Below are 26376 nucleotides of genomic sequence, written 5' to 3'. Positions count from 1 at the left end.
AAATGTAGAGATGATCTACCATCTCTACATTTATAAACAGAAAAAGGAGAAAAAGATGCGTTTTCACGGAGCTTATAAGTTGCTGTGCGCTCTGCTATGTGGCTTTGCCTGCATGGTTCTCTTAAGCGGGACGGTGGGTGCTCATGGACGCATGTCAAGCCAGCGCCTGCAGACCCTGCGTGAGCTGGCGGCCCATGCCCAGACGGTCCAGAAGATCTCCACGTACAATAGTGCAGCCTTTGTGATGAACTTCTCCGTCGAGTATTTGAATCCCGATACCGGTGAGACCGGCAGCGCCGGTGGCACCGACAACTATCCTGTTGGTCAGGAGCGCACCATTGATCTCGATACCCTCGGCATTCCCGATGGATCACTGGTGCGTCCTCACGTCAACGCCATTCTCGGCACCTCGAACTCCGGTGACCGCTACGTGCACTATTCACGCGGCAGCGGCGGCGTCGCCTCCTATCGCGTCACCGGCACCACCCTCAACTTCTCGGTCTCCCTCATCGCGTAGGTGTCGCGCTCGCCCTGACTCGCTTCGTCGGCGGTCGTGGTGGTCATACCACGACCACCGACGATCGCTACGTCTGCACCATCACTTGCGTTAGCGGTTGTGTTCACTACGAACGAAGAGGATGGTGCCGATCACCAGAAAGATGGTAAAGAGGATGGCGATGACGATCAGGTTGATGATTGGGTTGATCAGGACGATCTGGTTGTATTCGGGGCGGCCGGCGTAGAAGATGCTACGGGCAAGATCAACGGCGTAGCGTAAAGGCAGGATCCTGGAGAGGATATCCAGGTACCAGGGCAGGTTGCGTACGGGGAGGAAGACTCCAGCCAGGAAGAATTGAGGGAACATGAAGAATGGGATGACCATGTTGGCGGTGCTCTGCTTGCTGAAGAGCGAGGTAAGCAGAACACCAAAGGATCCTCCTAATAAGCAGATGATCAGTGAGACTGGCAGGATCATGAGCAGGGTGAAGAGGGAGATGGGAACGCCGAAGACCAGGGCTCCCAGCGCGACCAGGGCCACAGCCTGGATCAGGGCGACCAGCGATTCGCCCATAATCTTGCCAAAGACGATGGCGTAGCGCGAGATGGGGGCGATAAACATCTCCTGGCTGAAGTCACTGGTGCGGTCTTCGATCAGGGAGGTGAGTCCGCTCATGACGGTCTGAAAGAGCGACATCGCCAGCAGGCCGGTCATGCTAAAGGTCATCAGATTATAACCGGCTGCCTTGCCAAAATTGCTCTGCAGCGGTCCCGACAGACCTCCAACCAGGATCAGGGGCAGCAGAAAGGTAAAGATCAGACGCATAGGCTCGCGCACAAAGCGCGTTACGTCGCGTCCAGCAATAGTTAAGATGGCGTTCCAGGTAATGTTGATGCGTCCCCCACGCTCGCGCGCTGTCTGTTGCACTATATTTTGCATGCTAAACATAACTCCCGTTTTCTTATCTGTCCCGCAACGGTCGAGTAACCGTTGCGCGGCTTACATTTCTTGTTGAATGATGCGCAGGTAGGCGTCCTCAAGGGTGAGAGATTGCGTTTTGACCAGCGTGAGCGGCGTCTGGATCTGGCGTAGTACCTGGTGGACCTGCTCATCGGCGCTAGTCAGGGTAAACGGTGCATCTTCTTTTTCTTTGCAGAGCTGTCCCAGATGTTGCAGCTCGCTGCGTAGCTGGTCGCGGTTCTCGGCGTCGATGGTCAGGGTGGAGGGAGCCAGCTCGGCTTTGAGCTGCTCTGGAGTGCCGTTGCTGATGATGCGACCATGATTCATGATGCAGACCTGGTCCGCGCCTTCGGCCTCCTCCAGGTAATGCGTGGTCAGGAAGACCGTGGTACCACTCTCAGCGCGCACCTGGCGCAGGTAATCCCATAGACCACGGCGGCTGATGGGATCAAGTCCGGTGGTTGGTTCATCCAGGAATAGCACAGCCGGTCGATGCAGCAGGCTGCGCACAATCTCTAGCTTGCGCTTCATGCCGCCCGAAAAGGTCTTGACCGGCTTAAACAGGCTGTCCTGGATCTCAAGCAGTTGGGCCAGTTCCTGCACCCGGGTGCGATAAGCAGGGGACATCCAGCGGAAAAATGGTCGATAGGGATAAAGCCCGTACAGGGTTGCATGCAGGCGGATATTCTCCTCGGCCGTCAGATTGAGATCCAGGCTGGGACGCTGGAAGATGATGCCGATCTGACGCCGTACCAGGTGGGGCTGCGTGGCCAGATCATAGCCCGCGATGCGTACCGTTCCAGACGTAGCGGCCAGCGTGGTGGTCAAGATCGAGATCGCCGTTGTCTTACCCGCTCCATTGGGACCCAGCAAGGCAAAGAGGCTTCCAGACGGCACATCGAAGGAGATGCCATCAACCGCGTTCTGTTCCGCTTTTTTATAGCGCTTCACCAGCTGGTCCACTGTAATAATCGGCATGGTTGTAGCCGTTCCTTCATTTTTTATCTCTGGCACAACCACATTATTTTTTACCATATAAATTTAAACCCTTCCAATATGCATATACATGTATACAGCTCTGCCGTTGTTGATAGCGATAGTGTAGCCTCCGAACGGGTTTAGCAACATCATCCATATGCGTGAGACAATGGGTGAATTTTGGACGTGGTCCCTGGATGATAAAGATGGAAGGCAGGTACTAGAGCAGATTGAGTTCGCGGGCGACTGCGCTGGCGGCCTGGCGATTGTTGACCTGGAGCTTGCGATAAATACTCTGGATCTGGGTGCGTACAGTATTGACTGAGACGATCAATTCACGCGCGATTTCAGGATTCGAGCGACCGGAGATGAGGAGCCGCAGGACCTTTTGTTCCTGTTTGGAAAGGGGTTCAAAGATAGTGGAGAGTGTAACGGTGACCTGCTGGCGGCTGCGGGCAAAGGCGCGCAGCAAGGATTGCGCATAGCTGCGCAATGGCTCTCCGGGTACCTGGGGTAAGAGGTCGCGCACGAGCAGGAAGAGCTGATCTCCTTCGTCGAGGATCAGGCGTTGATAGCCGCCGGCATAGCCCTGCTTGAGCGCGTTCAACAGCATCTCTCGCGCTTCAACGCTCTGCTTACGCGCCATATAGATCTGTGCCATCAGTAATCTGATCTGGAGCGTATGCCGTCCACGTCCCGCTTCATGGGCCGTGGGGAGCAGTGAGCTGAGTATGTGGAGTGCCACCTCAGTCTGACCCTGGGCCAGATAGAGGCGCGCTTCCAGCATGGCTTTGTTCTCCTGCAAGATCAGGAGGGGCTGCCTGTCTTGATGCCATGGCTGCTCGTCGATGCGGCTTGCGGCGGAATCCACGATGGCCGCTTCTGACGGCGCTTCGAGCAGAAGCATGTCGCTACCGGCCAGGGTATGCTGATAATGCTGCGTCAGGTCATCCAACCACGTCTGCGCCGTAGCATAGTCGCCCAGCAGAAGCGAGAGGCGCACAATCCAGCCGATGAGCTCCTGATAAACATGGGTGTAGAATGGATTAGAACTGGTGGCCATGGTCGATCTATGCTCAAGCAGGTGGTCTGTCAAACGCTGCAGGGCCGCCCGCGTCTCTCCTCGTCCGTATTGCAGCAAAGCCTGAAGCAGTTCAAGCACACTCGCGTGAATATCTTGCAGCATATCATCCGCTGGCTCAGGCTGACTTGAGCCGGCTCGTATCTGTCGTCCAGCTTCATCCGGCATATTCCATTCATAATAGAGAAAAGCCAGCCCGAGATGGGCAAAAATCGCAACTGGATGCTGATCTGAGTGGGATGCATCAGCGATCAGTTGACGATAGTAAAAAGCGGCTTGCTTTAAGTCACCCATCTCATTGTAGAGCAGTCCCAACATCATCGCCATACCATCGCGGGCATCAGTATTGTTGCTTCTATCCCAATAGGCGCGTGCCTGCACAATGGCATGCACCGCCTCTTTGACCTGACCCATCTGGATTGCGTCCATGCCTAGGACCGTGAAGCAGAGGTTGCGCCAGAGTGCGTCTTCGTCCGTCAGCCATTCCAAAGCCTGCAGGGCCTGTGCACGAGCAATCGAACGCTTGCCCGACCACAGGGCGCGGATAGCCAGCACCCTTCCTAGACCCGCCTGATTCTGCTGTCGTTGCCACTCCTGCTCGGCTAGCTGCAGGAACAGCTCAACCTGTGCGGATGGTGGCGAGGGCTGTTGTTGACGATCCTGATCAAAAATCAAAGCGACCGCGTAGCTAAAGCAGAGAAAGGGATGGCGTTTGAGCACCGGCTGTGGCAAACGTTCAAACCAGCTGCGCCAGGTATGCAGTTCGGGCGGCTCTATGAAGCGCAGAGTTTCCAGGTGGCGCTCAAGCAGCAGTGCGACCTGCTCGCTATCAGCGGTCTGAAGCATCGCCTCAACAGCCTCGTCCAGCAGGCCATGTTCCATAAACCAGTGAGCGGCCGCCAGGTAAAGTTCTTGCATGGTGGCGGCATCCAGGCGGCGCCGTGCCTCATGCTGCATAGCCTCGGCGAAGAGTCCATGGTAGCGATACCACTCGCCATCGAGCGCTTCCAGGAAGAGATTGGCCTGCTCGATGGTCGTCAGCAAGGCCGCGCTATCGCTACGGCCAGTCACCGCCTCACACAGCGAGGGACTGAGCCGGGTCAGCACGCTGGTACGCAGCAGAAAATCCTGCACCACGTCCGACTGGTCCTGCCATACCTCACCCACAAAATACTGGTGGATCGACGGCTGGCTGCCACGGAAGTTCGCCAGCACCGGCTCGATCTGCTCAATGGTTTTCTTGCCCTGTAAGGATAGTGAAAGCAGGCGTAGTCCCGCCGCCCAGCCGTCCAGTTGAGCCGCCAGCCGCTCCAGAACCGCTGGCGCAAGCGGAACCGGCAGCGCGCGGTGCAAAAAAGCCTCCATCTCATCATCGGTAAAACGCAGCTCGCCGGCCTGCAGTTCATTGAGCTCACCATTGGCGCGCAACCGGGACAGCCCAATGGGCGGCTCCTGGCGCGATATCAGCAGCACATGTAGCCTCTGCGGCAGGTGGGCCAGCAAAAAGGCCAGGCTCTCATGGATGTGTGGCGTATTCAGCACATGGTAATCCTCTAAAATCAACAGATAGTGCTGTTCCTGTTGATCAATGTGATTAAGAAAAAGCGTCAGCACCTTTTCTAAGGCGACCGGCTGTAAAGAGGGCTGAATGGTGGTCATCAGCAGCGGGAGGGCCTGCTGACCGCTTGAGGCATCAGACCAGGGCAGGCAGGCGGTAAGGATGTAACGCCAGAAGCGGATTGGATCATTGTCGCCAGCGTCCAGCGAAACCCAGGAGATCTGTGGTGAGAGGGTGCGCTGATCGAGCCAGGACTTCACCAGCGTTGTCTTGCCAGTTCCGGCCGGTGCTACGATCTGGGTAAGTTTATAGTCCCGCCAGCCATCCAGCCGTTCTTGCAATCGGGGACGCTCAATCAGCAGCTGGGAAAGACGTGGCGGCTGTAATTTGGATTGCAGCAGTGGTGACACAGGAGTGCTCGAAGTTGGGAGCGTCTGCAACCCTTGATCTATCGGGGCTGGCGCGACGGTAGCTTGCTGCGCGGGGGCGTTAAAGCTCTCCGCCACCTGTTCCAGGTGCGCCAGCGATAGCTCACGCGTCCGGCCCAGGTAACGCTTCACGGTCCGTCGCTGCAGAGAGCGATAGGCATACCAGTAGAAGCCATTGCCCTGCACAGCTTCCTTGCGCACAGTACAATGGGCAGCGGATTGACCATGAAAAGCAAACGACGTGATACCTTCCAGCCAGGCAAACCAGCTCGTCTCACCCGGCACAACATCCTCGCGCAGATCCCGCCCGGCGCCAGTGGTGGTGAGCATATAGCGCCGTTCCTGAACCGACCAGAGCAAGAGATAGGAAGCACGTCGCGGCATGGAAACTCCTTGCGCCCAAAAAAACTGTATATTACCTAAAGCAGCGATACATCGGCAAGTATAACACATAAAGCCGATCCTTAGGTAATACACAGATGATACGGGATGCCGTTCACATTTTTGCAAAGAGAAACGCCCCCATACCCGAAACGTCCCCTTAAAAAAGAAACGTCATCGTAGGGTCGACCTTCAACGGTCGACCGGGCTGCCAGCGCCAGCGACGGCAGCCCACGTCCCCGGCCGGTTCGGCTTCCCGTTGGTAACACCTCGCCCCACGTGGTACCCCCACGCCAACGTCGCACACACATACCCAAATATCAACCTTCCCCTTGAAAGGATTTACGCCTTGCCACCCGCCAGAAACGGCGTGAGCACCGGCAGCAACAAATCAACGCGGAAATTGATATTATAATGGGTCCCCCCCGGCAGGATAGCTAACTGCGAGGGAACCATGTTGGCGCCGTCCCAGCCCGCGTCCCTGAGACCACCGCCCAGCAGATTGAAGAACTCGACGGCATGCATAGGCGGCAGCCCATCGGAGTCACCCGAGATGATTAGCACGGGCATCTTCAAGGCGGCTACCTGCGCGCTCCAGTCGTAGTCGTCGCCCAGCGTGTGGTTCATCTCGGATACGAGGCGATCAAAGTCGTCCGGCTTCGGCGCTACGCTGACATAGGCACCATAGATGGGTGTATTGCGGAAGAACGTGGCGGAGTTGGACGTCATGCCCTCCTGCATCTCGGGATGCCAGCCGGCGCGCTTGCATGGCGTGGAGATCAGTATCAGCCGGCTGACGCGCTCGGGGTGCCGGATGGCGGTCTGCAGCGCTACGGCTCCTCCCAGCGAGAAGCCAAAGACGTCGGCCTGCTCGAATCCAAGGTATTCGATCAAGCCGGCGATGTCGTCGGCCATGCTTTCAAAGCTCATGGGACGCTCGGTCAGGACCGTGCCTCCATGCCCATACAGATCTACCCCGATTACCTGGCGCGTCTCCATCAGCGCGGGCGCGAGCGCCGAGTACATGGTGGCGAAGGTCCCAAAACCACCGTGCAGCATGACCAGCGGCTCCCCCGTGCCATGCACCTCGTAATACAGGTTGATCCCGTTAACGGCCGCATACTTGCCCTCCGGCTGCTGCGAACTGGTTGTCATGCAAAGATTCCTCTCTCAATGTTGCTCTATATTACCTACATACATATCTATTCTTCTCGACCTCAGCCAAAACGGAAAAAACTCAGCACGGGATTGACAATCATCGTTTCCTGAGCTATCATTGATAACAACAAAGATAAACCTTCGGTCGGTTTTTAAATAGAATGGAGCCTTGATGGTTCGTACGGTCAAAGAACAGGAATACACACAGAGGCGCAGCGCCATCCTGGATATGGTTCAGCAGTTGATCTATCGCCAGGGCTATGAGCAGATGACGATCCAGGATGTGGTAGATGAGCTCAAGATCTCTAAGGGAGCCTTCTACCACTACTTCGCGTCAAAGCAGGATGTGCTGGAGGCGCTGCTTGAGCGCATGATAGATGAAGCGGAACGTCTGCTGATACCGATTGTGCAGGACCCCGCGTTGCCGATTCTGGTCAAGTTCCAGCGCTTCTTCGATGCCATCAACCGCTATAAGACCGATCAGAAAACTCTGCTACTCGAAATCGTGCGCGTCTGGTACGCCGACGACAACATTATCGTGCGCCACAAGTCGCGCGCGATCGGTATCCGGCGCATGGCGCCGCTCTTCTCAGCACTCATTCGCCAGGGCATCGAAGAGGGCATTATGTCCACGCCGTATTCCGAGCAGATGAGCGAGGTAGTGCTCTCGCTGGCGGCTAGCCTGAGTGATACGCTAGGGGAATTGCTGCTGGCCTTCGATGCTGAGCGCGGCGATATGGCGCGCGTCGAGGCCACCATCGCAGCCTATACCAACGCCCTGGAGCGCGTCCTGGGCATGTCGCCTAATTCGTTCACGTTGACTGACACAGAAACACTGAAAGCATGGTTTGTCTCAGCACCAACCAATGCCGGCCAGCATTCCAGCTAGTAGTCTGTCGCAAAGAGGGAAAGGTGGTATCAATCATGGTCAATCTCAAATTGCTGTCCGCCCAACTGGTCTTTCTCGTCCTGCTCTTTAGCGTGCCGCTATTCCTGGCGGCGGGTACCCTGGCCTGGCCGGCTGGCTGGACCTTTCTCGTGCTCTTCTTTGCCTTCACCTTCGCGCTCACCGCCTGGCTCTACCGCCACAATCCCGATCTGCTGCGCGAGCGCATGGCAACAAAAAATCCCGGCCAGAAGTCCTGGGACCGTATTGGCATGAGTGGTATGTTCGTTCTCTTCCTGGCCTGGCTGGTACTGATGCCGCTGGACGCGGTGCGCTTCCACTGGTCGCACATGTCACTCTGGCTGCAGATCGTGGGTGCCCTCCTCATGCTCTGGTCCTTCTGGCTCTTCTTCGCCACCTTCCGTGAGAACTCCTTCCTCTCGCCCATGGTGCGCATCCAGAGCGAGCGCGGCCAGACCGTAATCTCGACCGGACCCTACCACTACGTGCGCCATCCTATGTACGCGGCTGCCCTCTGCATGTTGCTCGGCAGCGCCCTGCTGCTCGGCTCCTGGTTCGGCCTGCTGGCCGCCCTGCTCCTCATCGTCGCCATCGCCATCCGCGCCATCTTCGAGGAGCGCACCTTGCAGCAAGAACTCCAGGGCTACGCCGACTACAAGACCCACGTCCGCTATCGCCTCATCCCCTACATCTGGTAACCCAGCTCCGCTTTAAACTGGGACATCGCTAGCTCACCACCCCAGTAAACTGGGACATCGCTGGCTCACCACTCCAGTAAACTGGGACATCGCTGACTCACCACTCCAGTAAATTGGTACATCGCTGGCTCACCACCCCATTTAATTGGTACATCGCTGACTCACCACTCCATTTAATTGGTACATCGGGGGCGCGGATGCGCCCCCGATGTACCAATTAAAAAAAACAACGCGGCCGCGCAGCGGACGCGCGTGTGGGGGCGCCCACCTTCCCCCACAGTAACAAAAATAAGACCCACCCTAAAAAGACCCATCTTAAAAAAACAGATATAAAAGACAAAGAGTCATGTAAAACCCTCTACACGAGAGTGAAGACCTCGAAGCTTTCCCCTCGCATCCTCTATCATGCATAAACTGGCTCATCCCATCTACAGATGGCACACCAGTATTGAGCGAGAACCCATCTCAACGCTCCACTCTTGCATCTGTGTTCTAGAGTAGAGGTATGCTCCAGCAAGAAGCTGGAGAGCGCAGAAGTGGATGCCTATCCATGCGCACACGAATAGAATGGAGGTCGAACCATGACTCATGCCATCCCAACCTATGCAACACTCGACGACTGGATTGCCCGCGAGACCTGTGCGTTCTCTCTCGATGATCCGCAATCTTTTGCCACCGCCATTGATCAGATGATGGCTTCACCTGGTGAGCAGGTAGAGCTGCTTGGCCTGGGAGAAGCATTTCACGGCGGCGCTGGTTTTCTCACCTTACGCAACCGGCTCTTCCAGTACCTGGTGCAGGCCCATGGCTACAGCTCCATCGCTCTTGAGAGCAGCTTTCCCCAGGGATGCCTCGTCAACGAATACATCTCCGGTCGCGGCCCCGCTTCCTATGAGGAGGTACAGCAGCGCGGTTTTAGCCACAACTTTGGCAAACTTGAGGAGAACCAGGAGCTGGTAGAGTGGATGCGCCAGTACAATGCCGATCCAGCACACGCTGTCAAACTCCGCTTCTACGGCTTCGATAGTCCAACCGATAACATAGACGGTGCCGATAGTCCGCGACAGGTGCTGCGCGTCGCACTCGACTACCTCTCCTCGATCGACAAGGCCAGCGGGCAGCGGTATCGAAGCCGCATCGAGCCGCTGCTCGGCCAGGACGCCGCCTGGCAGAATCCCTACGCCCTGATAGACCCTGCTCAGTCGATTGGTCTGTCGCCAGAGGCAGCGGCGCTGCGCATCGAGACGGAGGACCTCATTTCAGAACTGCTCATCCGCCGTCCGGAACTGGGGGCGCGGAGTGGTCCTGACCGCTACCGAGAAGCCTTGCAGTTTACCTCGGAGGCGCGGCAATTGCTGAACTACCATGCTGAACTGGCGCGCACGTCAGACGAACGGATCGCCAGGCTGCTCGGCATCCGTGACGCGATGATGGCGGATAACCTTGCCTACATCGTGGCCCAGGAGCGTGAGCGGGGAAAAGTGCTGGCCTTCGCACAGAACGCGCACCTGGGACGTGGCAAGGCCCGGATGCAATTCGGCGCGGACCTCTATGAGTGGTGGCCGGCAGGGGCGCAGCTCAACGCGATGTTCGGCCCGCGCTATGTCGTTATTGGTTCAGCAGTGGGTGTCTCTGAAGCCACCGGCATCGGCCAGCCCGAAACCGGCACGCTTGAAAGCCTACTGACAGCCGCACCGGGACCGGCGCGCCTGATCCCAACGCATCGTGGTCAGGGACTGCCAGCCTCGGAGATAGCCGCGCTCCCCACCCGCTCCGGCAGCACGAAGCACCCCGGCTACTTCACACTCACTTCTGACAGCCTCGCCGAGTTTGACTGGCTGGCCGTCCTCGATGCCACAACCTACAGCCGGGGTGGCCCACCGCTCCTCGAAAGGGACTCATGATGCTTTTTTCATTCTGATCTTGTTCGTTTGCGATGAGTTTGGGCGCAATTTGCCGTCTTATGAGCGCAAAGGAAATCGTTTCTCTTGCATATCAAGGTGAATGGGAAAGGATACCATATCATGCGAAAAATTATTGAATATACCCTGGTCTCAGTAGACGGCGTTTTCGCGGGAGCAGCCACGGCGGGCTTCGCTGAATATCGCGATGATGCGTATATGCAGGATGGATTGAGCCAGGCCCTGGCGTGCGACATACTGTTAATGGGCCGAACCACCTACGAGGACTTCGCTAAAATTTGGACAAGGCGTACCGACCCGTGGGCCGAGAGGATCAATGCTATGCCCAAGTATGTGTTCTCGTCAACGCTGGAACAAGCCGCATGGAACAATACAACCATCGTGCGAGGCGATGTGGTGGCTGAAGTGACCAGGCTCAAGCAGCAGGAAGGGCGGGATCTTCTCCTCTATGGTCATGGTCTTCTCGCAGAGACGTTGCTCAAGCATCACTTAGTCGACGTACTCGATCTTTCAATCTATCCGTTCGTGGCGGGGCAGGGGAGGCCGTTCTTCCGCGAGGGCGAAAACACCGCACTGAGGTTCGTTGCGGCAAAGAGCTTCTCAAATGGCATTGTGAAGATCACTTATGAACCTCGGTCCTGATGGGATGCCGGTTCGCGCCTGGCAACCTTTTCTCCAGCAGGAGCACTCCCTACACTGACAACGTAGGGAGTGCTCCTCCGTTCTATGTCCTCATTCAGTGAGGAAGGGCGGAAGCGCAAATGGCGCGAGGCTAGAAACATCCAGAAACGCGACGAGGCTGACAATCTGTTCGCCATCCACCTCCAGAACCACGAGCCCAATCAGTTTAAAGGTCTGCTCCCCGGCCTCCCGCTGGTAGTACGCGAAAGCTGGACACCCATTGGCGTGCGTAGGTAGCAGGCGTCGTTGCCTGCCAGGTGTGAAAATGGAGGTGGCGAGCACGCTGGCGATGGCAGTTCGTCCCTGGAACCAGGCGGGACGCGGCGGCATAGTGAACCAGGCGTCCTCTCGCAGCAGTGCCACGAAGCCAGGGATATCCGCTTGCTCCCACAGCGCGACATAGCGCTCAAGGAGTTCCTGCACGCGAAGACTCGGCGGAGCCATCGGGGCCTGGCTTGCTACGTCGCCTTGCCGCATGGCGCGTCGGGCCCTTTGCAAGGCTGAATTGACGGCAGGAACCGAGATGTCGAGCCATTCGGCTACTTCGCGGGCTTCCCAGGAGAGCACCTCGCGCAAGAGCAGCACAGCCCTCTGCGTCGGCGTTAAGTGCTGCAGCGCAATCAGGAAAGCCAGGGTGGTCTGTTCGTGGCGCTCCGCACAGTCTTGCGGATCGCTACGCTGATCCGCGAGCACATCATCGGGGAATGGCTCCAGCCAGATGGGCTCTCGCAGCCGTGGCGGTACAGGATCACCAGGGTTGCTCATTGGATGGGTGTCTGGTGGCAAGGATCGTCGAGAGGCGCTCCTGAGTCTATCCAGGCAGAGATTGGTAGCGATACGATACAGCCAGCTTCGGTATGCTTGCGGATTGGAGAGAGTCGTGTGTTTCTCCCAGGCGCGCAGCAGGGTTTCTTGTACGAGGTCTTCGGCGTCATGGAAGGAGCCAAGCATGCGATAACAATGCACGAGCAGCTCACGCTGATACGCGCCCACCAGAGTCTCGAATGCCTTCTGATCGCCCGCCTGAGCGGCCAGCGCCAGAGCGGTTTGCGTTGGCGTCTCCATTAACGACACCTCTTCTTTTGATAGCACTCATCCACGATCACCAGGTCAGCAATCAATGTTTGAATTAGATCCTCGAGGATAATATCAGAGATTACGTGAATGAAGCAATAGCTTCCCTCCCCTTGCGCTGTCTTACGCTCGGTCTGTGCCGGGCAACATATCGCTCCACAGCAACATCCCCCTACGCATAGATAACACAACGGCGAGGGAGCATGTGGTCCCCCGCCGCTTCCATATGTTCGGACCTCACGTCCGATTTCTTGTCCGCCGCTGGAATCGCTACGCTATGGGTGCGTCCACGTATACCAGCTGGTGTCGTATTGCAGACCCGCCTTCTGGTAGGTGAACGAGTATTGCAGCGTCTGGCCCGAGTTCAGACCGTTGACGGTATACTCCCAGCGTCCGGCGCTGCTGTTATACGACATCTGGACGTTCTGCTGCACCTGGCCGGGGACGATGTAGTGCAGGATGACATAGCCAGCCGTCCAGCCGCAGGGCTGGAACCAGGGCCGCGCCGAGCTAGACCCGCTGTTGACGACCCCCTGTGCGAAGACGCCGGAGGTGCAGCCCGAGGTAGGTGTGGCGGTCGCCGTCGGCGTTGGCGTCGGCGTGCCGCCGCTGAGCGTGTAGACACGCGTGTAGTCAACTACCATGGGGACGCCGGACTGCGTGGAGGCCGTGGGATTGCCAGGCCAGCCGCCACCCATGGCGACGTCGTAGATGATGAAGAAGCCGTGATCGATGGCGTTGGCCCAGGTGGTGGGGTCCATGCCCGGATCATTGGAGTTGACGTGCCAGAACTCTACTCCGTCCAGGTACCAGCGTACCTGCTCGGGCGAGCTGCGGCGATCGATCTCGGTGCGATACGTGTGGAAGGCGGCCTGGCAGGTCGTGGGCGTACACGGTGTGCTGCCACCGCGTCCAGTAGTCTCGTTACAGGGACCGCCGGGATCGACGCCGCAGTGCAGCGTGCCGTACTCCATGTTGGTGCCATTGATGCTCTCCATGAAGTCAACCTCACCAACGCTCGGCCAGGTGCCGCCAGTGCGGAAGGGCGCCCCCAGCGACCAGAAGGCCGGCCAGTAGCCCTGAGCCGCCGCGCCCGTGACGTTGGGCAGTTGGATCGAGGACTCAAAGGCGACCTCGCCTCCAACGGGGGCAGCAAAGTTGGAGAGTTGCGTCTCGATGCGCCCGGAGGTCCAGTTTCCGCTGCCATCGCGCAGCGGCTTGATCACCAGGTGTCCATTGCCATCCTGATACACATTGTTGGTACTGCTGCTCATGGTCTCGATCTCGCCCGTCCCCCAACCGGTGCCGGTATCGTATTTCCAGTTGGCGGTATTGACGCCGGTGCCGGCAGCACCATTGAAGTCATCGCTCCAGGTGAGATTCCAGGAGGCGGCCCTGGCCTGTGGCATGCCGCTCGACGGCGTCAGGCTCACGGCCGCCATCCCCAGCATAGCAACCACAAATACGGTAGCCAGCAAGGCAATGCGCCCCCTGCGCCGCTGCTGCGGAGAACCGCTAAACGGCCCCCGCCGTGAAAAGATCCCCATCGATCACTCCTTTCAGGCAACTACCATCTTCTCGGTAGCGCCCATTCTTATCAACACTTCAGGACAACAAGAGAGCCTGTTGGTATATCAAATACACCCGCATACCTCATCCCATAGGTGCTGTGCTCGCCCCTGGCCTGGAGCTCGCCACTTGATCATGCCCCCGACATGCTCGCTTGCCTGGAAAAAACCTACATTTGCACCTGCGACGCTCAATGTCATTTATATGTTGGTGGTGCGCGTGCGCATTTGTGTCTCTACCACACCCATACGCTAAACCTGCGACGCTCAATGTCATTTATACGTTGGTGGTGCGCGTGCGCATTTGTGTCTCTACCACACCCATACGCTAAACCTGCGACGCTCAATGTCATTTATATGTTGGTGGTGCGCGTGCGCATTTGTGTCTCTACCACACCCATACGCTAAACCTGCGACGCTCAATGTCATTTATATGTTGGTGGTGCGGGGGCGCGGATGCGCCCCCGCACCACCAACATATAAATTCAACGCGGCCGCGTAGCGGACGCGCGTGCGGGGACGCCCACGTCCCCCCCAAGCGAGAAGAGCAAGACCTACACAAAAAAATACTATAGGTTGCCGCCAGGCTGCTTGCGCGCAGCAGGAAGCACGAGACGGCTCGATGCCCTCTGCACCAGAGTGGTCGCAAGCTGAATACAAGGTGGATCAACGACAAAATCCTGTGTCGGAACACCTCCTGCGGTCTGCCGCCCATCCGTTGGCGGCTGCTTCTCGTTCATACGATCAATCATGGTCAGGAGCAATTCGATCGCCGTGCGACCGATGTCGGAGAAAGGCTGGCGCACTGTGGTGAGCGGAGGAGTGGTGTGAGCGGAGATAACGTAATCGTCAAAGCCAACGACGGCGATGTCCTCCGGAATCTTCACGCCCAGTTCCTGCGCGACTTCCAGGAAGCCATAGGCCATCTCATCGTTGCCGATAAAGATGGCGCTCGGCCAGCGCTCGCGCTCGCGCGCGAATAGTATGCTGGCGCAGTGGCGGCCACCGCTCTGCTCGAAATTGCCCTGCAAAAGCAGTTCGGGATCGGGCTCGATCCCGGCCTCGCGCAGCGCCCGACAATAGCCCTGGTAGCGCTCAAGTGTGCAGTGGTAATTAGTGGGCCCCTGGATATGCGCGATGCGCGTATGCCCGCACGCCAGCAGGTGGCGTGTCGCCTCGTACGCGCTGCCCACGTTGTCGATGCCGACCCAGGGCATGCCATCGGGCTCCTCCTGGTCATCGATCATCACCAGGGGCAGACCCTGCTGGAAGTGGGTGGCCAGTTGGGACGCCAGTCCACCGGGGAAGATCGCCAGCAGGCCAGAGATCATGCGCATGGCCAGGATGCGGTTGAGCACATCGGCATGGTTGCGCTGACTGCCGATGCAGTAGAGGACGATTTCGTAGGGTGAGCCTTCGAGGTATTCGGCTACGCCGCGCATGATCTCGGGCATCGCCGGCCAGTTCAAGGGAGGGGCCAGCACGCCAATCAGCTGCGTACGACCACCGGCCAGTACCGTGGCGGTAATGTTGGGCACAAAGTTGTGCTCCTGCACCACCTTTGTCACCCGCTCGGCCAGCGCTGGATCAACGGACGGATTGCGGTTCAGGACACGCGATACGGTGGCCTTGGATACACCCGCCAGCCGCGCGATATCCTGGATCGTCAACCTTCCCGGCGTCGCTCCTGGCATAGCACAAACACTCCTCGCCTCGTTCCATCGAGGTCACCTTTACATAATTTTGATTTCCGTACGTGCGGCCCTCGCGGCCGCTTCTCTGCCCATCGATGACTGCGCGGCATCCGCGCCCATCACGAACGCAGCTCGCCAAAAATGGTTCAAACATCCATAAAACCATTTCTGCACAAAAAACGTACCATAGAAACCGGTTTCTGTCAAGACTTCCCATCCATTTTCGTGCGCCTGAAATCTTCCCCTTGACCAGCCCTGCTATAATATACGAGGTAGTCAGATTACTCCTACATAGCCCACCAGTTCTCTTGCATATCCCCCTCCTGGTAATTCACGCGCCGTTTTTCTCCCTTGAGCGCTGAAGCCATGTTTTCTTGATATTGTGGTGGGCTCGCTAAAGGAGTAGCCTGTGCTTACCCTGCTTATCCAACGCAACTTTGGTCTTCTGTGGATCGCTCACACCTTCTCTATCCTGGGTGACTATGTCTTCTTCATCGCCATCACGTTCTGGGTCTATGAACAGACCGGCTCGGCCGCCGCGACGGGCGCAGTGCTGATCGCCTCGGCGGTCCCTGGCATCCTGTTCGCTCCCCTGGCGGGCATCTGTGTGGATCGCTGGTCGCGCCGCGCCATCATGCTTGTGGCCGAGGGTGCTCGCGCCGTGCTCTTTCTGGCGCTGTTTGGCGTCATCATCGCGCAGCCGCACGCGCTCTGGTCGATCTACGTTGTTGGCTTTGTCCAGTCGGCCATCGCCACCTTTTTCTGGTCGGCGCGCGGCGCGCTGCTGCCGCAGATTATCGAGCCGCCCACGCTGCTGGCCGGGAACGCGCTCTACATGGTGAGCGATTGCGCGGTCCGTATCATTGCGCCCTCCCTGAGCACGCTCTTCCTGCTGACCTGGGGGCCCGCCGGCATCGTGCTGATCAATGCCGTCACCTTCGTCCTCTCGGTTGGTTGCATCTGCCTTCTGTCCACCGCGCATCATCCCAGGTCAGAAGAGTCGCCAGCCGCACCTCAGATCACTGAGGCAGTCGTGAAGAGGGGTCAGAGGATGCAGGCGATCCTCACTGCTACGCGCCCTGCGCACGGCCTGTTCATCCTGGGATCAATCATTGCCTACACAGCTGGTACGCTCAATATCATCATCCCGGTCTTTGTACGCGCGACACTCTCAGCGGGTCCCCTGGCCTTTGGCTGGCTGCTGACCGCGCAGGCGATCGGTGAAGGGATCATGAGCGTCCTGCTGGGACGAGCGCCCGGCAGGCGCGGACGCGTGGCGGTGACCAGATCTATCTCGGTCTGCCTTGCCGGTGGGGGATGCGCGCTCATGCTTATCGCCACCATCCACGCGCTGCTGCCCGTCCTGCTATCGAACCTGCTCTTTGGTGCCATGACGGCCGGAGTCACAATCCGGGTCCTGACCCTGCTCCAGCAGCGTATTCCCAATCGCGTCCTCGGCCGCGTTCTGGCAACCTCCAGTGCCATGCAGTCCCTCGCCCAGGTGACAGGGATGGCCGTAGCCAGCATCGCCCTCGCCCATATCAGCGCAACGTGGCTCATACTATCCAACGGCGGCCTCTACCTTCTCGGCAGCGGCCTCGCCTGGCTCCTCATAGGTATCAATGACATACATAATGTATGAACCCTCAACGCTGCCGTCTTCCCAATCACAGGTGCGCCAATGCGTTACGCGAAAGGGATGGGATTTGTGTCCCATCCCTTTCGCGGATCTCACACCGTCAGAAGCGTTCCAATTCCAGTGGCCACACAAGATCAACTACGATCAGTCCTACCAGTATAACCATAGGAAAAACCAGGGCGGTCAAGGCGAAGCGCAGTTCAAGCACACCGCCGCAGATAGCTCCGAGCAGGTACGATACCCATAGTCCGCTCAACACGACGAAATGGCGCACCGAGGCGTGGTGCACGGGTGTGCGCACCACCTGCAACATCGACCGCTGCACCAGCTGCTCGCGCAGCCAGGGCAGATACTGGGCCAGAACCCTGGCCCAGTTACTTAATACTCCTGTTATAAATGTGGTGTTGATATACTCACCCTGGACGCGCCGCACGGTTGCCGTCTGTAACCCCATTGCCAGCGTCAACAGGACCGTACAGACGTAAAAGACCCCTGATTCAAAGGGGCGTATGCTGCCACGGGAAAAAGAGCGGCTACCCCACAGGAGGAAAGCCAGCAGCAAGACCAGTTCCAGGGCAAAGATGATGGCGAAGGGGGAGCGTAGATGCCAGCGTCGAGCCAGCGTCCGTACCAGAAAGCCCAGCATATTGCCAATGAAGAAGATAATAATGGGAAGGCCACTGTGCAACGCGGCATGCCAGTTCAGACGACCCAGAGCCACCCCGGTCGCCATACTATTGCCGCTCATAAATGAGGCTCCCAACTGTTGCAGAACCAGGAAACCAATCGCGTCACTGAAGGCGGCCACCCAGGCCAGCAGAAATGCGGCCCACATATGCTCGAATCTGGCATGTTGCTGCATACTATTCTTATCGGCACCCGGCACTCGACATGCTACATTCGAAACTTGTATCTCCCACCGGTCGCAGGTCTCGACCAGAGCTTTTCCCGCGCCTCGCCCCTCTCCAGCCTCGCTCACTACCAGTTCACCGATGTACGCCTGCGGCTCGCCTGTAAAGTCAGTGCTGACCAGGATATCTTAGCCGCCGTATTTCATTTGGCTGAGGCTGGTATAGTACGATCAGAGCAAACTTGCTTGAATGGCTTGAGGGCGGCTCGCCAGTTATCAGGAAATTTCAGCCTCCCAGGTAAAATACAGTACACCTTGCTTCATCGGTGAAAAGAGTGTGATTATGAGACAATTCTATCGAGCAGTGCAACGTTATTCAATAAGTACGATAGACCGGAGCGAATATCTATCATCTCCAGAAACAATAAGTCTTTCCCTTCCCTGGTGGCGTTCTCATCTGGTAGGCTACCTGCTCAGCCCTGTGTGGGTCGGCTTGATGACCCTGGCCGCGTTGTTTATAGACGAACCATTGCTGATCTGGATTCCGTTCTGTATCCTGACCCTCTTGTCGTGCTTTTTGTGGGGAATTGGCCCGGCTCTGCTCACAATGACGCTGGCCCTCTTTGCGCTCTATTACATAATCATCCCAGACCAGCGTCTATTCGCGCACAATATCTGGAAGGATATCCACTTACTGGGCCCCTTCTTCTTCGCCCAAATGGTGATTACGTTGCTTGCTGCCTTTAATACGAGACAGTATCGGCGCACGGTGGCGCTCACAAAGGAGCTTCGCACGGCACTGCGCGATCTATCAACCTTGAACAGGGAGCTAACGCGCACACAACATCAGGAATACATGTTTTTTACGCGCGCGGCACATGAGTTGCGTACACCTCTTACTACCATCCTGGGCGAAACACAACTGGCGCTACGCCGCCTGGAGCGAGCCAGGCCACTTTCTCCCGAGAGCGCTAAATACCTTGCTCATTTTGAGCATATTGAGCAGCGCGCACAGGGACTACATGCACTCGTTGAAGATCTTATCGAGCTCTATCGCGTGCAAGAAGACATAAATCCACCCACATTGAGCCCCTGTAATGTGAACAACATTTGTACAGAACTTATTATGCAGCGACACCAGATCTCAGGCCGGGACTTCAAGCTGGAGCTTCCAGATGAGCCCGTTATAGTACAGGCGAATAAAGAACGCTTCTATTCCGCTCTCGCTAATATCATTGATAATGCCGATAGGTATGCCTTCTTATCTACACCAATCTGTGTTCGTGTTCACGCAGAGGACAATAATACTGCCTCCATTCATGTACATAATGAGGGTGCTGAACTACCAGTTGAGCAGCAAGAGCGCATCTTTGAACCCTTCTACCGAACCCCTGCCGCCGAAAGAAGCTATCAGGATGGGTGGGGACTGGGCCTGACGATAAGCAAGGCGTATATTGAACAATATGGAGGCAGCATCAGGGTCGAATCTCTACCAGGGGAAGGGGTCACATTTTTAGTCAAGCTTCCTATACAAAAGATAACCACATAAATATAGCACCGTTCGCTCGCTACGGCTGGGGAGCTGGATTGTCGCTGGTGGGCGCATTTACCCTGCCGCCTCAACTCGCCAGGGTAAGACTTGCTTCTCAAAAGAGCAAGATAGAAGAAGCTTTTTTGCTCTTATCATGGTATACTAAATCAAAAATACCGTATCTGCAACTACATATGATATAAAAGGATTTTTTATGTTTTGCGCATCAGTCGCTTATCCAATCCAGCAAGGAGGAAGGTTTGATTTCGAGTACTTCGCACAGCAACATGTTCCTCTATTCGCGCGTTTTCTCGGTGAGAACTGCGTGAAATTCGAGGTGCATAAAAGCCTGGCTACCCCCGGCGCGCCAGCCCCGAGTTTTCTTGCCGTGGCATATTTCTGGGTCAGATCGGGCGAAGCATTTGGGGCGGCTCTCGCGCAATATGGCAACGAAATTTACTCGGACATCCCAAATTTTACCGATATCGAGCCTCTGCGGCAGTGGAGCGAGGTCGTACAAATAGACGCAAGCATTTAACCTGTGGCACCTCACCAGCCAACTCAAAAAAAGAGGGTCAGCACGATGCTGACCCTCTTCATGTAGATTCTAACTATTTGCCATGGTCATGCTTTCACATGACGAAACCTAGTAGCGTCCCCCGCGATAGTTGTTATCCGAGTAGCGCTCTCGGCGCTGATAGCCACCCCGGTTCCCCGACGACTGTCGTTCGCGCGCCTCGTTAACGGTGATGGTGCGATTTCCCATCATGGTTCCGTTCAGGCGCTCAATGGCATACTGTCCATCTTCATTGGATGCCATCTCAACAAAGCCAAAGCCTTTGCTGCGTCCGGTCTCGCGATCGGTGATCACCGCGGCACTAACAACGTGTCCGGCCTGCGAAAAAATGTCTACAAGTTCCTGCTCGGTTGTCTGGTAGGGGAGTCCCCCAACGTATAATCTCATGCTTATTTACTCCTGTGCGGACATCCTCGACTCATTGTTGCTCTGAGAAACCATTTCCCACAGAAGCGCTCCAATTCTTGTGATGTCATACACTTATATAAACACCTTGATCGTTTCCATTATTCCCTATAGCATACCACTTGATACGGCAATAGAAAAGAGCATCGGCAAAGCTGATGAAAAACAGTATGCTTGAGAAAAACGAGGATAAGATGAGATTATAACATTAACGCACCTCGGCATCGCTGCCGCTGGCCCGCTCGGAAGGCAGCCATGTGGCCAGGTCGGCCGCCCCTTGCTCGCCGGTCAACAGGTTTTTGACTTCGTGCCCCTTGTCTTCATACGGCAGGAACCAGACATAGGGAATACCCTTGCGCGAGGCGTAGCGTAACTGCTGCCCCTGCTTGATCGCCGTAGGATACATCTCGACGTTGAGGCCGCGTTCGCGCAGCGCGCTGGCGGCCTGCACCGCTTCGGCGCGCCGCTCGTCGGATGGGAAGATGACCAGCACCTGCGTGGGACTCTTGGGCCCGGTCTGGATCTTCTTTTCGGCCAGCAGCTTGGCGAAGAGACGGGTCAGGCCAATCGAGATGCCAACGCCGGGCAGCTTGCGATTGATAAAGGAGCCGGTCAGGTCGTCGTAGCGCCCACCCGAACAGACGGTTCCGAAGGCAGGGAAGTCCACCAGCTTGCCTTCGTAGACGGTGCCGGTATAGTAGTCGAGGCCACGGGCAATCGAAAGATCGGCCAGCATGACACCCTCGGGCAGGTGGCTCAGCTCGCTCATCACGAAGCGCAGCTCTTCCAGTCCCTGGTCCAACAACTCGGACCTGACGCCCAGGTCCCGCACGCGCTCGACGAAGGAGAGATCGGATGTGCAGATCTTGCCGATGGCCAGGCAGCGCTCCGCCAGCTCTGGCTGCATGTCGAGCTGCTCCTGCAGCTGCTTTAATACGCCATCGTGGCCGATCTTGTCCAGCTTATCAACGATGCGCAGGACCGGAATGGTATCCTCGATGCCCAGGCCCTCGAAGTATCCCTGCAGCACCTTGCGGTTATTAATGTGCATCTGAAAGTTCTGCACGCCTAGACGCCTGAAGATCTCGTATACGATCACCGGCATCTCGGCATCGAAGTGCTGCGGGACGCTATTGTTGTTGATGACGTCGATATCGCACTGATAGAACTCGCGGTAGCGTCCCTCCTGTGGCCGCTCGCCGCGCCAGACGCGCTGGATCTGGTAGCGCTTGAATGGGAACACCAGGTCGTTATAGTGCTCAGCCACGTACCGTGCCAGAGGGACCGTCAGGTCGTAATGCAGTCCCAGCCGCGCCTCGCTCTTATCACCTTCACCCTGCAGCCGCTTGATGACATAGATCTCTTTATCTGTTTCGCCCTTGGCTAACAGCGCGTCGAGCTCCTCTACCGAAGGGGTCTCGATCGAGCAGAATCCATAACTCTCAAAGGTTCGTCGAATCTCGTCTAGCCACTGTAGCTCGGCGATACGTTGCTCGGGCAACCACTCGACGAAGCCGCTCACTTTGGTCATACCACTACCTACCTCTATGCTATTATTTTTGAGCCTATTCTAGACCGTTTCCCGCTTCCTGACAAGATAGATAATTTTCAGGAGGGGCTGGCACAAAAAGCGCGCGTCGAACGCGCGCTTTTTGTGCCAGCCCCTCCTGAAAACTTTTCATGCATTGACAAAGGCGGCATAACTGGCTATATCATGTCTTTTAGACCTACTAACAGACATAGGGGGGAGGAGCATAGTCATGTCGTCCTCGTCGTTGCATATCATTGGGATCGGTGGCGGGATCGGTGGTCTCTGCCTGGCCCAGGGTTTGAAAGGCGCTGCAACGCGCTCCCATTCCTCAAACAAAAGATGTTCGCCCCACACGAACCCACACCATCACCGTAGGTGCGCCCCTTGCGGGCGCTTCCCCCTCGGTCTTCGACGGAGGTGCGCCCCTTGCGGGCGCTTCCCCCTCGATCTTCGACGGAGGTGCGCCCCTTGCGGGCGCTTCCCCCTCGGTCTTCGACGGAGGCTCATCCCTCCGCAGCCGGTCATACCGCGTGCACGACCACGTCGCGTTCCAGATGCGGGGCGTGCACCTCGTAGCGCCAGATGGGCACGTCGCGCCACTCCCAGGGAGACAGCACCAGCGTCTCCAGCGGGATGTCGCCACACCAGTAGGCCAACCCATATCTGGTGGCGCGGTGCCCGATCACCACCACCGTTTTTCCATCGTACTCGCGCATCACCTCACGCAAGAAGGCACCCACACGCTGCACCACCATCATCACGCTCTCGCCGCCCGGAAAAGGCTCGACGATATAGCGATTGAACCCCTCGTCAATCTGATCAACCGGATACTGCGTCATCTCGCCATAGTCACACTCGCGCAGTCGCGCATCCAGCACGATCGGCAGCCCGCGCCGCCCAAAGGCGATGGCCGAGGTCACCGCCGCGCGCTGCAGATCCGAACAGAATACCGCGTCCAGCTTTTCTGAGGCGTAATGGCGCCCCAGCTCGGCCGCCAGCGTGCGGCCCGCCACCGACAGCGGCACGTCGGCGAAACCCGATCCGCGCTTGAGCTCATTATCCACACTCCTGGCATGAGGAGAATAAAATAAAGTCAACATGTGCTCATTCCCACCCTCAATCTCAAAAAATACGCCCGACCACTATCATACATAACATAATCATTCTAATACAAAGAGCATAAAACGACAAGAAAATACTGTGTATATAAGGTATTGCTGCTCACTAGCAGCAGGCAAAACGCCCGCAATAGCGTAAATCCTGACAGGAGATGTCAGGAGGCGCATGCTATTGTTGAAAGCAGATCAGTCGTGCGATACCACTACCAGAAGTCATGAAAAGAAAGGCTATCTCATGCAGCAATCATTGATCACCCACTACCGCTCCTTCAGCTCCTTCACATATCCAGGACTCTATCAAGAGCGGTTACGACGCGATCTCCCGGCGGACATCAGACAGGCGGGCCACCTGCTCAGGCTGCAGATGATCCACAAGGGGACCCTGTACGCTGGAAGAGCACGCACCGACACCAGAACTCGCTATGGGGATATGAGCAAAGTCCCCTGGTATCGTCAGTCAGAGGATGACTATTTCCCCACCGCCACCGCCATGCTGGCTGAGCTGTATCGCCGCGATGCGCGAGGCTTCGTGCTTGACCGCGCGGAAGAGCACAAACTTATTCTGACCTGCCGCTTTGTCGCGATCATGATGGCCTCGATCTTGAAGTCCAGGGGCATCCCCGCTCGTGTTCGCGCTGGATACGCTCCCTATATCCCCTCTGATCAGATCGAAACCCACTGGATCACCCAGTACTGGGATGACTCCCATGCGCGCTGGGTCACCATCGACGTCGATACCTCGCTTGAAGATCGCCCCTTCGATCCCTTCGATATGCCACCTGGAGTCTTCGACTTCGCCGCCACCGCCTGGCTTACCATGCGCGCGGGACATAAAGAGGCAACGGCTTACAGCACCCACGAAGGACAACATCCCCTGCATGCCCTCGCCACACAGGTCATTACCGACTTTCACTACCTGATGAATAACGAGATCACCTACACCCACATCCCCGCCTTCATCGCCTCCGGGTTTGAAGACACCAACGAGCCGCAACTACAGGAGGTTGACGCCCTGGCACACCTGCTCTTGCGGCCGGAGGAAAACTTCACCCGGTTGCAGGACATCTGGGAGACCAATCGTGGTTTCCGTCTGCTGCGGGGCTCACTCATCTAAGCATCCGGCGGCGCGCAGAGCTTGATCTATTCGGCCACCTGCGCGCGCAGCTGCGTGATCCATTCAATCTCGGTCTGCCAGAGCTGTTCGCGGTGCCGCATAGAGTTCAGAGCCAGGTCGCGGAAGGTGGCCTGCTCATCTTCGATCTCGTGCAGCAGGTTGGCCGCTTGTGTCTGCATGTGCAGGACGCAGGCCTGGCAGTAGTTCAGATAGTGGTTCAGCAGGTGTAGTCGCTCACGCACCGGCAGTAGATCCAGATAGGGCACTTTGAGATGAAAGATGCGCTGATAGTCGCCGATATTGGAGGAGGTATCCAGCATGACCTGGTGGAAGCGCTTGCGCCCGGCCTCGGTAATCCGGAAGGTGCGCGCCTGCTGCTCACCCTGCCCATTGCCGGGGGACGGCGCGTCGCCTGCGCGCTCAATCAGGCCGGACCGCTCCAGACGGTTCAGCAGCGGGTAGAGCGTGCCGTTGCTGATCTTTGCCCATGGCCCGATCATGTCATTGGCGATCTGCGCGATCAAATACCCATGCAGCGGAAAACGCATCAACTGCGATAGCACAATCAATTCATACATTCCGGCGCCCCCAGACAACTCAACTCATACAGATTAGTATAGCAATTATAGAAATGCCAGGCGTCAGCGTCAAGCATATGCATCCTATCCGTTTCGCTCTACCTGCCCCGCTGCACCCATCCATAGCTACAGGCGCAGAGCGCGGCTAGCCCAAGCAGCAGAGCGCTACTGGCGATACCAGCCTGCAGCCCGAGCCAGCCGATAATGAGCCCGCCCAGCAATGGTCCCACAATCTGTCCGCAGGCAAAGAGGGCCGTAAGCGTGCTATAGCTGACAGCATATGCTCCATCCGGCACCGCTCGCTTGAGCAGGACCGTAATCATCAGCGGCGGACCCAGCAAGGCAGTGAGACCGACCAGCGCCGAGCCGGCGTATTCTATCGCCGGTATATTCGTCAGGACGGCCAGCGATCCTAGCATCCCCAGCCCTAACGGCAGCGCCAGCGTGAAACCTGTCGGCCTGCGATCAAGCAAACGACCCCAGATCAAAGCACTCGCGGCGGCCGCCAGACCAATAGCCGCCCATACAAAGCCAGCATATAGCGTGGGCACCCCCTGCTGGGTTAGCAACGCAATAAAAAATGTGAAGTAGGTAATGTAGCCACCACCAAAGCCAAAGAATGTGAGTGAAAGCCAGAGCAGGCGCCCGGGCAGAAAGAGCGGCCTCAGGGTCACCCACGTTGAGGCCCGTTCTTCACTCGTGGAAGCGTTGCTCCTTTTTATGGCTATACGAATTACAGTTTGTCTGCGTCTCGCATTAAAGAAACCCAGCGCAGCCAGGATGCCCGCCCCTCCCATGATCAGCCATACCAATCGCCAGCCAGGCGCGGTCCCTGCCAGAATAATTGGAGGAGCGATCAGGCCGGAGAGCATCAGTCCCAGGGCACCACCCATCCAGATCATGCCTGAGGCCTGCCCGCGCTCATGTGGATAGATACATTCCAGCGAGAGCGTCATTGTCAAGACGGTAGCGACGGCGGCACATACTCCGTTCGTCAGCCGCCATGCTCCCAGCTGCCCGCTATCGGCGCTCAGGGCGGCACCAACCATCGTGATCTGTGTCGCCAGCAGGGCCAGTAGATTCAAACGCTGCTGGTTCCTGACGCGTGCCAACAACCACGGCAACGCCAGTGTCCCCAGCAGGTAGCCAGCAAAGTTCAAGGTCGCTACCGCGCTCAACGTGCTATAGCTAGCATGCAGATCCGCCTTCAGAGCGGGCAGTAATTGTCCATAGGATAGCCGGGCAAAACCCAGCAGGGTAGCAAAGACAAAAGCGGCCCAGGCTGTAAACCAGCTCAAGGCGTGTTGATAGTCGGCTGTCCCCTCCTCACACCCCCGTCCCTGCTGTCCTGGGAGACCTTTTACGAAGCTAAACATCCTTATCACTCCTTTTTCTCGCCTTCGCGGTGGTCTTGTTTACATCCTCTCACCTTCAGCCTGGCATCAA

Annotated in this window: 22 protein-coding genes; 9 read left to right on the top strand and 13 right to left on the bottom strand. The window is 57.2% G+C overall.

Translation table 11 applies throughout. The features are described 5' to 3' along the window. Nucleotides 1–55 precede the first annotated feature (55 nt). On the top strand, nucleotides 56–517 hold the full coding sequence (locus tag KTT_RS22685; protein WP_126598512.1) for a hypothetical protein: 462 nt from the start codon (nucleotides 56–58) through the stop codon (nucleotides 515–517). Nucleotides 518–607: 90 nt separating this feature from the next. On the opposite strand, the gene KTT_RS22680 is transcribed toward KTT_RS22685, so the two are convergent. The 4 genes from KTT_RS22680 to KTT_RS22665 all read right to left on the bottom strand — a co-directional run bounded on the left by KTT_RS22680 (nucleotide 608) and on the right by KTT_RS22665 (nucleotide 7040). Then, on the bottom strand, nucleotides 608–1438 hold the full coding sequence (locus tag KTT_RS22680) for an ABC transporter permease (protein WP_160146056.1): 831 nt from the start codon (nucleotides 1436–1438) through the stop codon (nucleotides 608–610). A 60-nt stretch (nucleotides 1439–1498) separates the two neighbouring features. Then, nucleotides 1499–2494 carry an ABC transporter ATP-binding protein gene (locus KTT_RS22675; protein ID WP_218030964.1) on the bottom strand — a complete coding sequence of 332 codons (996 nt, stop codon included), beginning with the start codon at nucleotides 2492–2494 and terminating at the stop codon, nucleotides 1499–1501. 163 nt (nucleotides 2495–2657) lie between these two features. After that, complete coding sequence (locus KTT_RS22670; RefSeq protein WP_160146055.1) at nucleotides 2658–5888, bottom strand: winged helix-turn-helix domain-containing protein; 3231 nt, start codon at nucleotides 5886–5888, stop codon at nucleotides 2658–2660. Between the two features lie 339 nt (nucleotides 5889–6227). Continuing rightward, nucleotides 6228–7040, bottom strand: a complete 813-nt coding sequence (locus KTT_RS22665) for an alpha/beta fold hydrolase (RefSeq protein WP_126598506.1) — start codon at nucleotides 7038–7040, stop codon at nucleotides 6228–6230. A gap of 175 nt (nucleotides 7041–7215) precedes the next feature. Here KTT_RS22665 and KTT_RS22660 point away from each other — a divergent pair, with 175 nt between their 5' ends. The 4 genes from KTT_RS22660 (at nucleotide 7216) to KTT_RS22645 (ending at nucleotide 11212) form a co-directional block, all read left to right on the top strand. Continuing rightward, entirely contained in the window at nucleotides 7216–7932 is a 717-nt protein-coding gene (locus KTT_RS22660; protein WP_126598504.1) for a TetR/AcrR family transcriptional regulator, read from the top strand. A 35-nt stretch (nucleotides 7933–7967) separates the two neighbouring features. Then, nucleotides 7968–8648 (top strand): methyltransferase family protein, encoded by a 681-nt coding sequence (locus tag KTT_RS22655; RefSeq protein WP_126598502.1) that lies wholly within the window; start codon nucleotides 7968–7970, stop codon nucleotides 8646–8648. Between the two features lie 581 nt (nucleotides 8649–9229). Next, entirely contained in the window at nucleotides 9230–10552 is a 1323-nt protein-coding gene (locus KTT_RS22650; RefSeq protein WP_126598500.1) for an erythromycin esterase family protein, read from the top strand. 120 nt (nucleotides 10553–10672) lie between these two features. Next, nucleotides 10673–11212: a dihydrofolate reductase family protein gene (locus tag KTT_RS22645; protein ID WP_126598498.1), complete on the top strand. Its 540-nt coding sequence runs from the start codon at nucleotides 10673–10675 to the stop codon at nucleotides 11210–11212. Between the two features lie 90 nt (nucleotides 11213–11302). On the opposite strand, the gene KTT_RS22640 is transcribed toward KTT_RS22645, so the two are convergent. From KTT_RS22640 to KTT_RS22630, 3 genes are all read right to left on the bottom strand, one after another. Further along, the gene (locus tag KTT_RS22640; RefSeq protein WP_126598496.1) at nucleotides 11303–12316 is read right to left on the bottom strand and encodes an RNA polymerase subunit sigma-70; all 1014 of its coding nucleotides are present in this window, start codon (nucleotides 12314–12316) and stop codon (nucleotides 11303–11305) included. Between the two features lie 284 nt (nucleotides 12317–12600). Beyond that, nucleotides 12601–13872: a glycoside hydrolase family 16 protein gene (locus KTT_RS22635; RefSeq protein ID WP_126598494.1), complete on the bottom strand. Its 1272-nt coding sequence runs from the start codon at nucleotides 13870–13872 to the stop codon at nucleotides 12601–12603. Nucleotides 13873–14462: 590 nt separating this feature from the next. Then, complete coding sequence (locus KTT_RS22630) at nucleotides 14463–15587, bottom strand: LacI family DNA-binding transcriptional regulator (protein WP_126598492.1); 1125 nt, start codon at nucleotides 15585–15587, stop codon at nucleotides 14463–14465. Nucleotides 15588–15996: 409 nt separating this feature from the next. Between KTT_RS22630 and KTT_RS22625 the strand changes: the two genes are divergently transcribed. Next, complete coding sequence (locus KTT_RS22625) at nucleotides 15997–17229, top strand: MFS transporter (RefSeq protein ID WP_126598490.1); 1233 nt, start codon at nucleotides 15997–15999, stop codon at nucleotides 17227–17229. Between the two features lie 97 nt (nucleotides 17230–17326). On the opposite strand, the gene KTT_RS22620 is transcribed toward KTT_RS22625, so the two are convergent. Then, nucleotides 17327–18088: a YoaK family protein gene (locus tag KTT_RS22620; RefSeq protein WP_126598488.1), complete on the bottom strand. Its 762-nt coding sequence runs from the start codon at nucleotides 18086–18088 to the stop codon at nucleotides 17327–17329. A 331-nt stretch (nucleotides 18089–18419) separates the two neighbouring features. Between KTT_RS22620 and KTT_RS22615 the strand changes: the two genes are divergently transcribed. Together KTT_RS22615 and KTT_RS22610 are read left to right on the top strand one after the other, a co-directional pair. Then, entirely contained in the window at nucleotides 18420–19625 is a 1206-nt protein-coding gene (locus tag KTT_RS22615; RefSeq protein WP_126598486.1) for a sensor histidine kinase, read from the top strand. Nucleotides 19626–19821: 196 nt separating this feature from the next. Further along, nucleotides 19822–20145 (top strand): EthD family reductase, encoded by a 324-nt coding sequence (locus KTT_RS22610; protein ID WP_126598484.1) that lies wholly within the window; start codon nucleotides 19822–19824, stop codon nucleotides 20143–20145. A 108-nt stretch (nucleotides 20146–20253) separates the two neighbouring features. Here the strand turns inward: KTT_RS22610 and rbp are convergent, their stop codons facing one another. The 3 genes from rbp to KTT_RS22595 all read right to left on the bottom strand — a co-directional run bounded on the left by rbp (nucleotide 20254) and on the right by KTT_RS22595 (nucleotide 23220). Further along, complete coding sequence (rbp, locus tag KTT_RS22605; RefSeq protein ID WP_174844796.1) at nucleotides 20254–20571, bottom strand: RNA-binding regulator; 318 nt, start codon at nucleotides 20569–20571, stop codon at nucleotides 20254–20256. Nucleotides 20572–20797: 226 nt separating this feature from the next. Beyond that, nucleotides 20798–22120 carry a histidine--tRNA ligase gene (gene hisS / locus KTT_RS22600; protein ID WP_126598480.1) on the bottom strand — a complete coding sequence of 441 codons (1323 nt, stop codon included), beginning with the start codon at nucleotides 22118–22120 and terminating at the stop codon, nucleotides 20798–20800. 521 nt (nucleotides 22121–22641) lie between these two features. Beyond that, on the bottom strand, nucleotides 22642–23220 hold the full coding sequence (locus KTT_RS22595) for a histidine phosphatase family protein (RefSeq protein WP_126598478.1): 579 nt from the start codon (nucleotides 23218–23220) through the stop codon (nucleotides 22642–22644). 253 nt (nucleotides 23221–23473) lie between these two features. Here KTT_RS22595 and KTT_RS22590 point away from each other — a divergent pair, with 253 nt between their 5' ends. Beyond that, nucleotides 23474–24352 (top strand): transglutaminase domain-containing protein, encoded by an 879-nt coding sequence (locus KTT_RS22590; protein WP_126598476.1) that lies wholly within the window; start codon nucleotides 23474–23476, stop codon nucleotides 24350–24352. 26 nt (nucleotides 24353–24378) lie between these two features. Here the strand turns inward: KTT_RS22590 and KTT_RS22585 are convergent, their stop codons facing one another. Together KTT_RS22585 and KTT_RS22580 are read right to left on the bottom strand one after the other, a co-directional pair. Continuing rightward, a complete protein-coding gene (locus KTT_RS22585) occupies nucleotides 24379–24930 on the bottom strand; it encodes a PadR family transcriptional regulator (protein ID WP_126598474.1) in 552 nt (183 codons plus the stop codon). Between the two features lie 98 nt (nucleotides 24931–25028). Next, nucleotides 25029–26306: a YbfB/YjiJ family MFS transporter gene (locus tag KTT_RS22580; RefSeq protein ID WP_126598472.1), complete on the bottom strand. Its 1278-nt coding sequence runs from the start codon at nucleotides 26304–26306 to the stop codon at nucleotides 25029–25031. Nucleotides 26307–26376: the final 70 nt, after the last annotated feature.

Origin of the sequence: Dictyobacter aurantiacus, assembly GCF_003967515.1 — a bacterium.
GTDB classification, from domain to species: Bacteria; Chloroflexota; Ktedonobacteria; order Ktedonobacterales; family Ktedonobacteraceae; genus Dictyobacter; species Dictyobacter aurantiacus.
The sequence above is the reverse complement of the archived record's forward strand: the minus strand, read 5'-3'. Positions and strand labels throughout refer to the sequence as shown.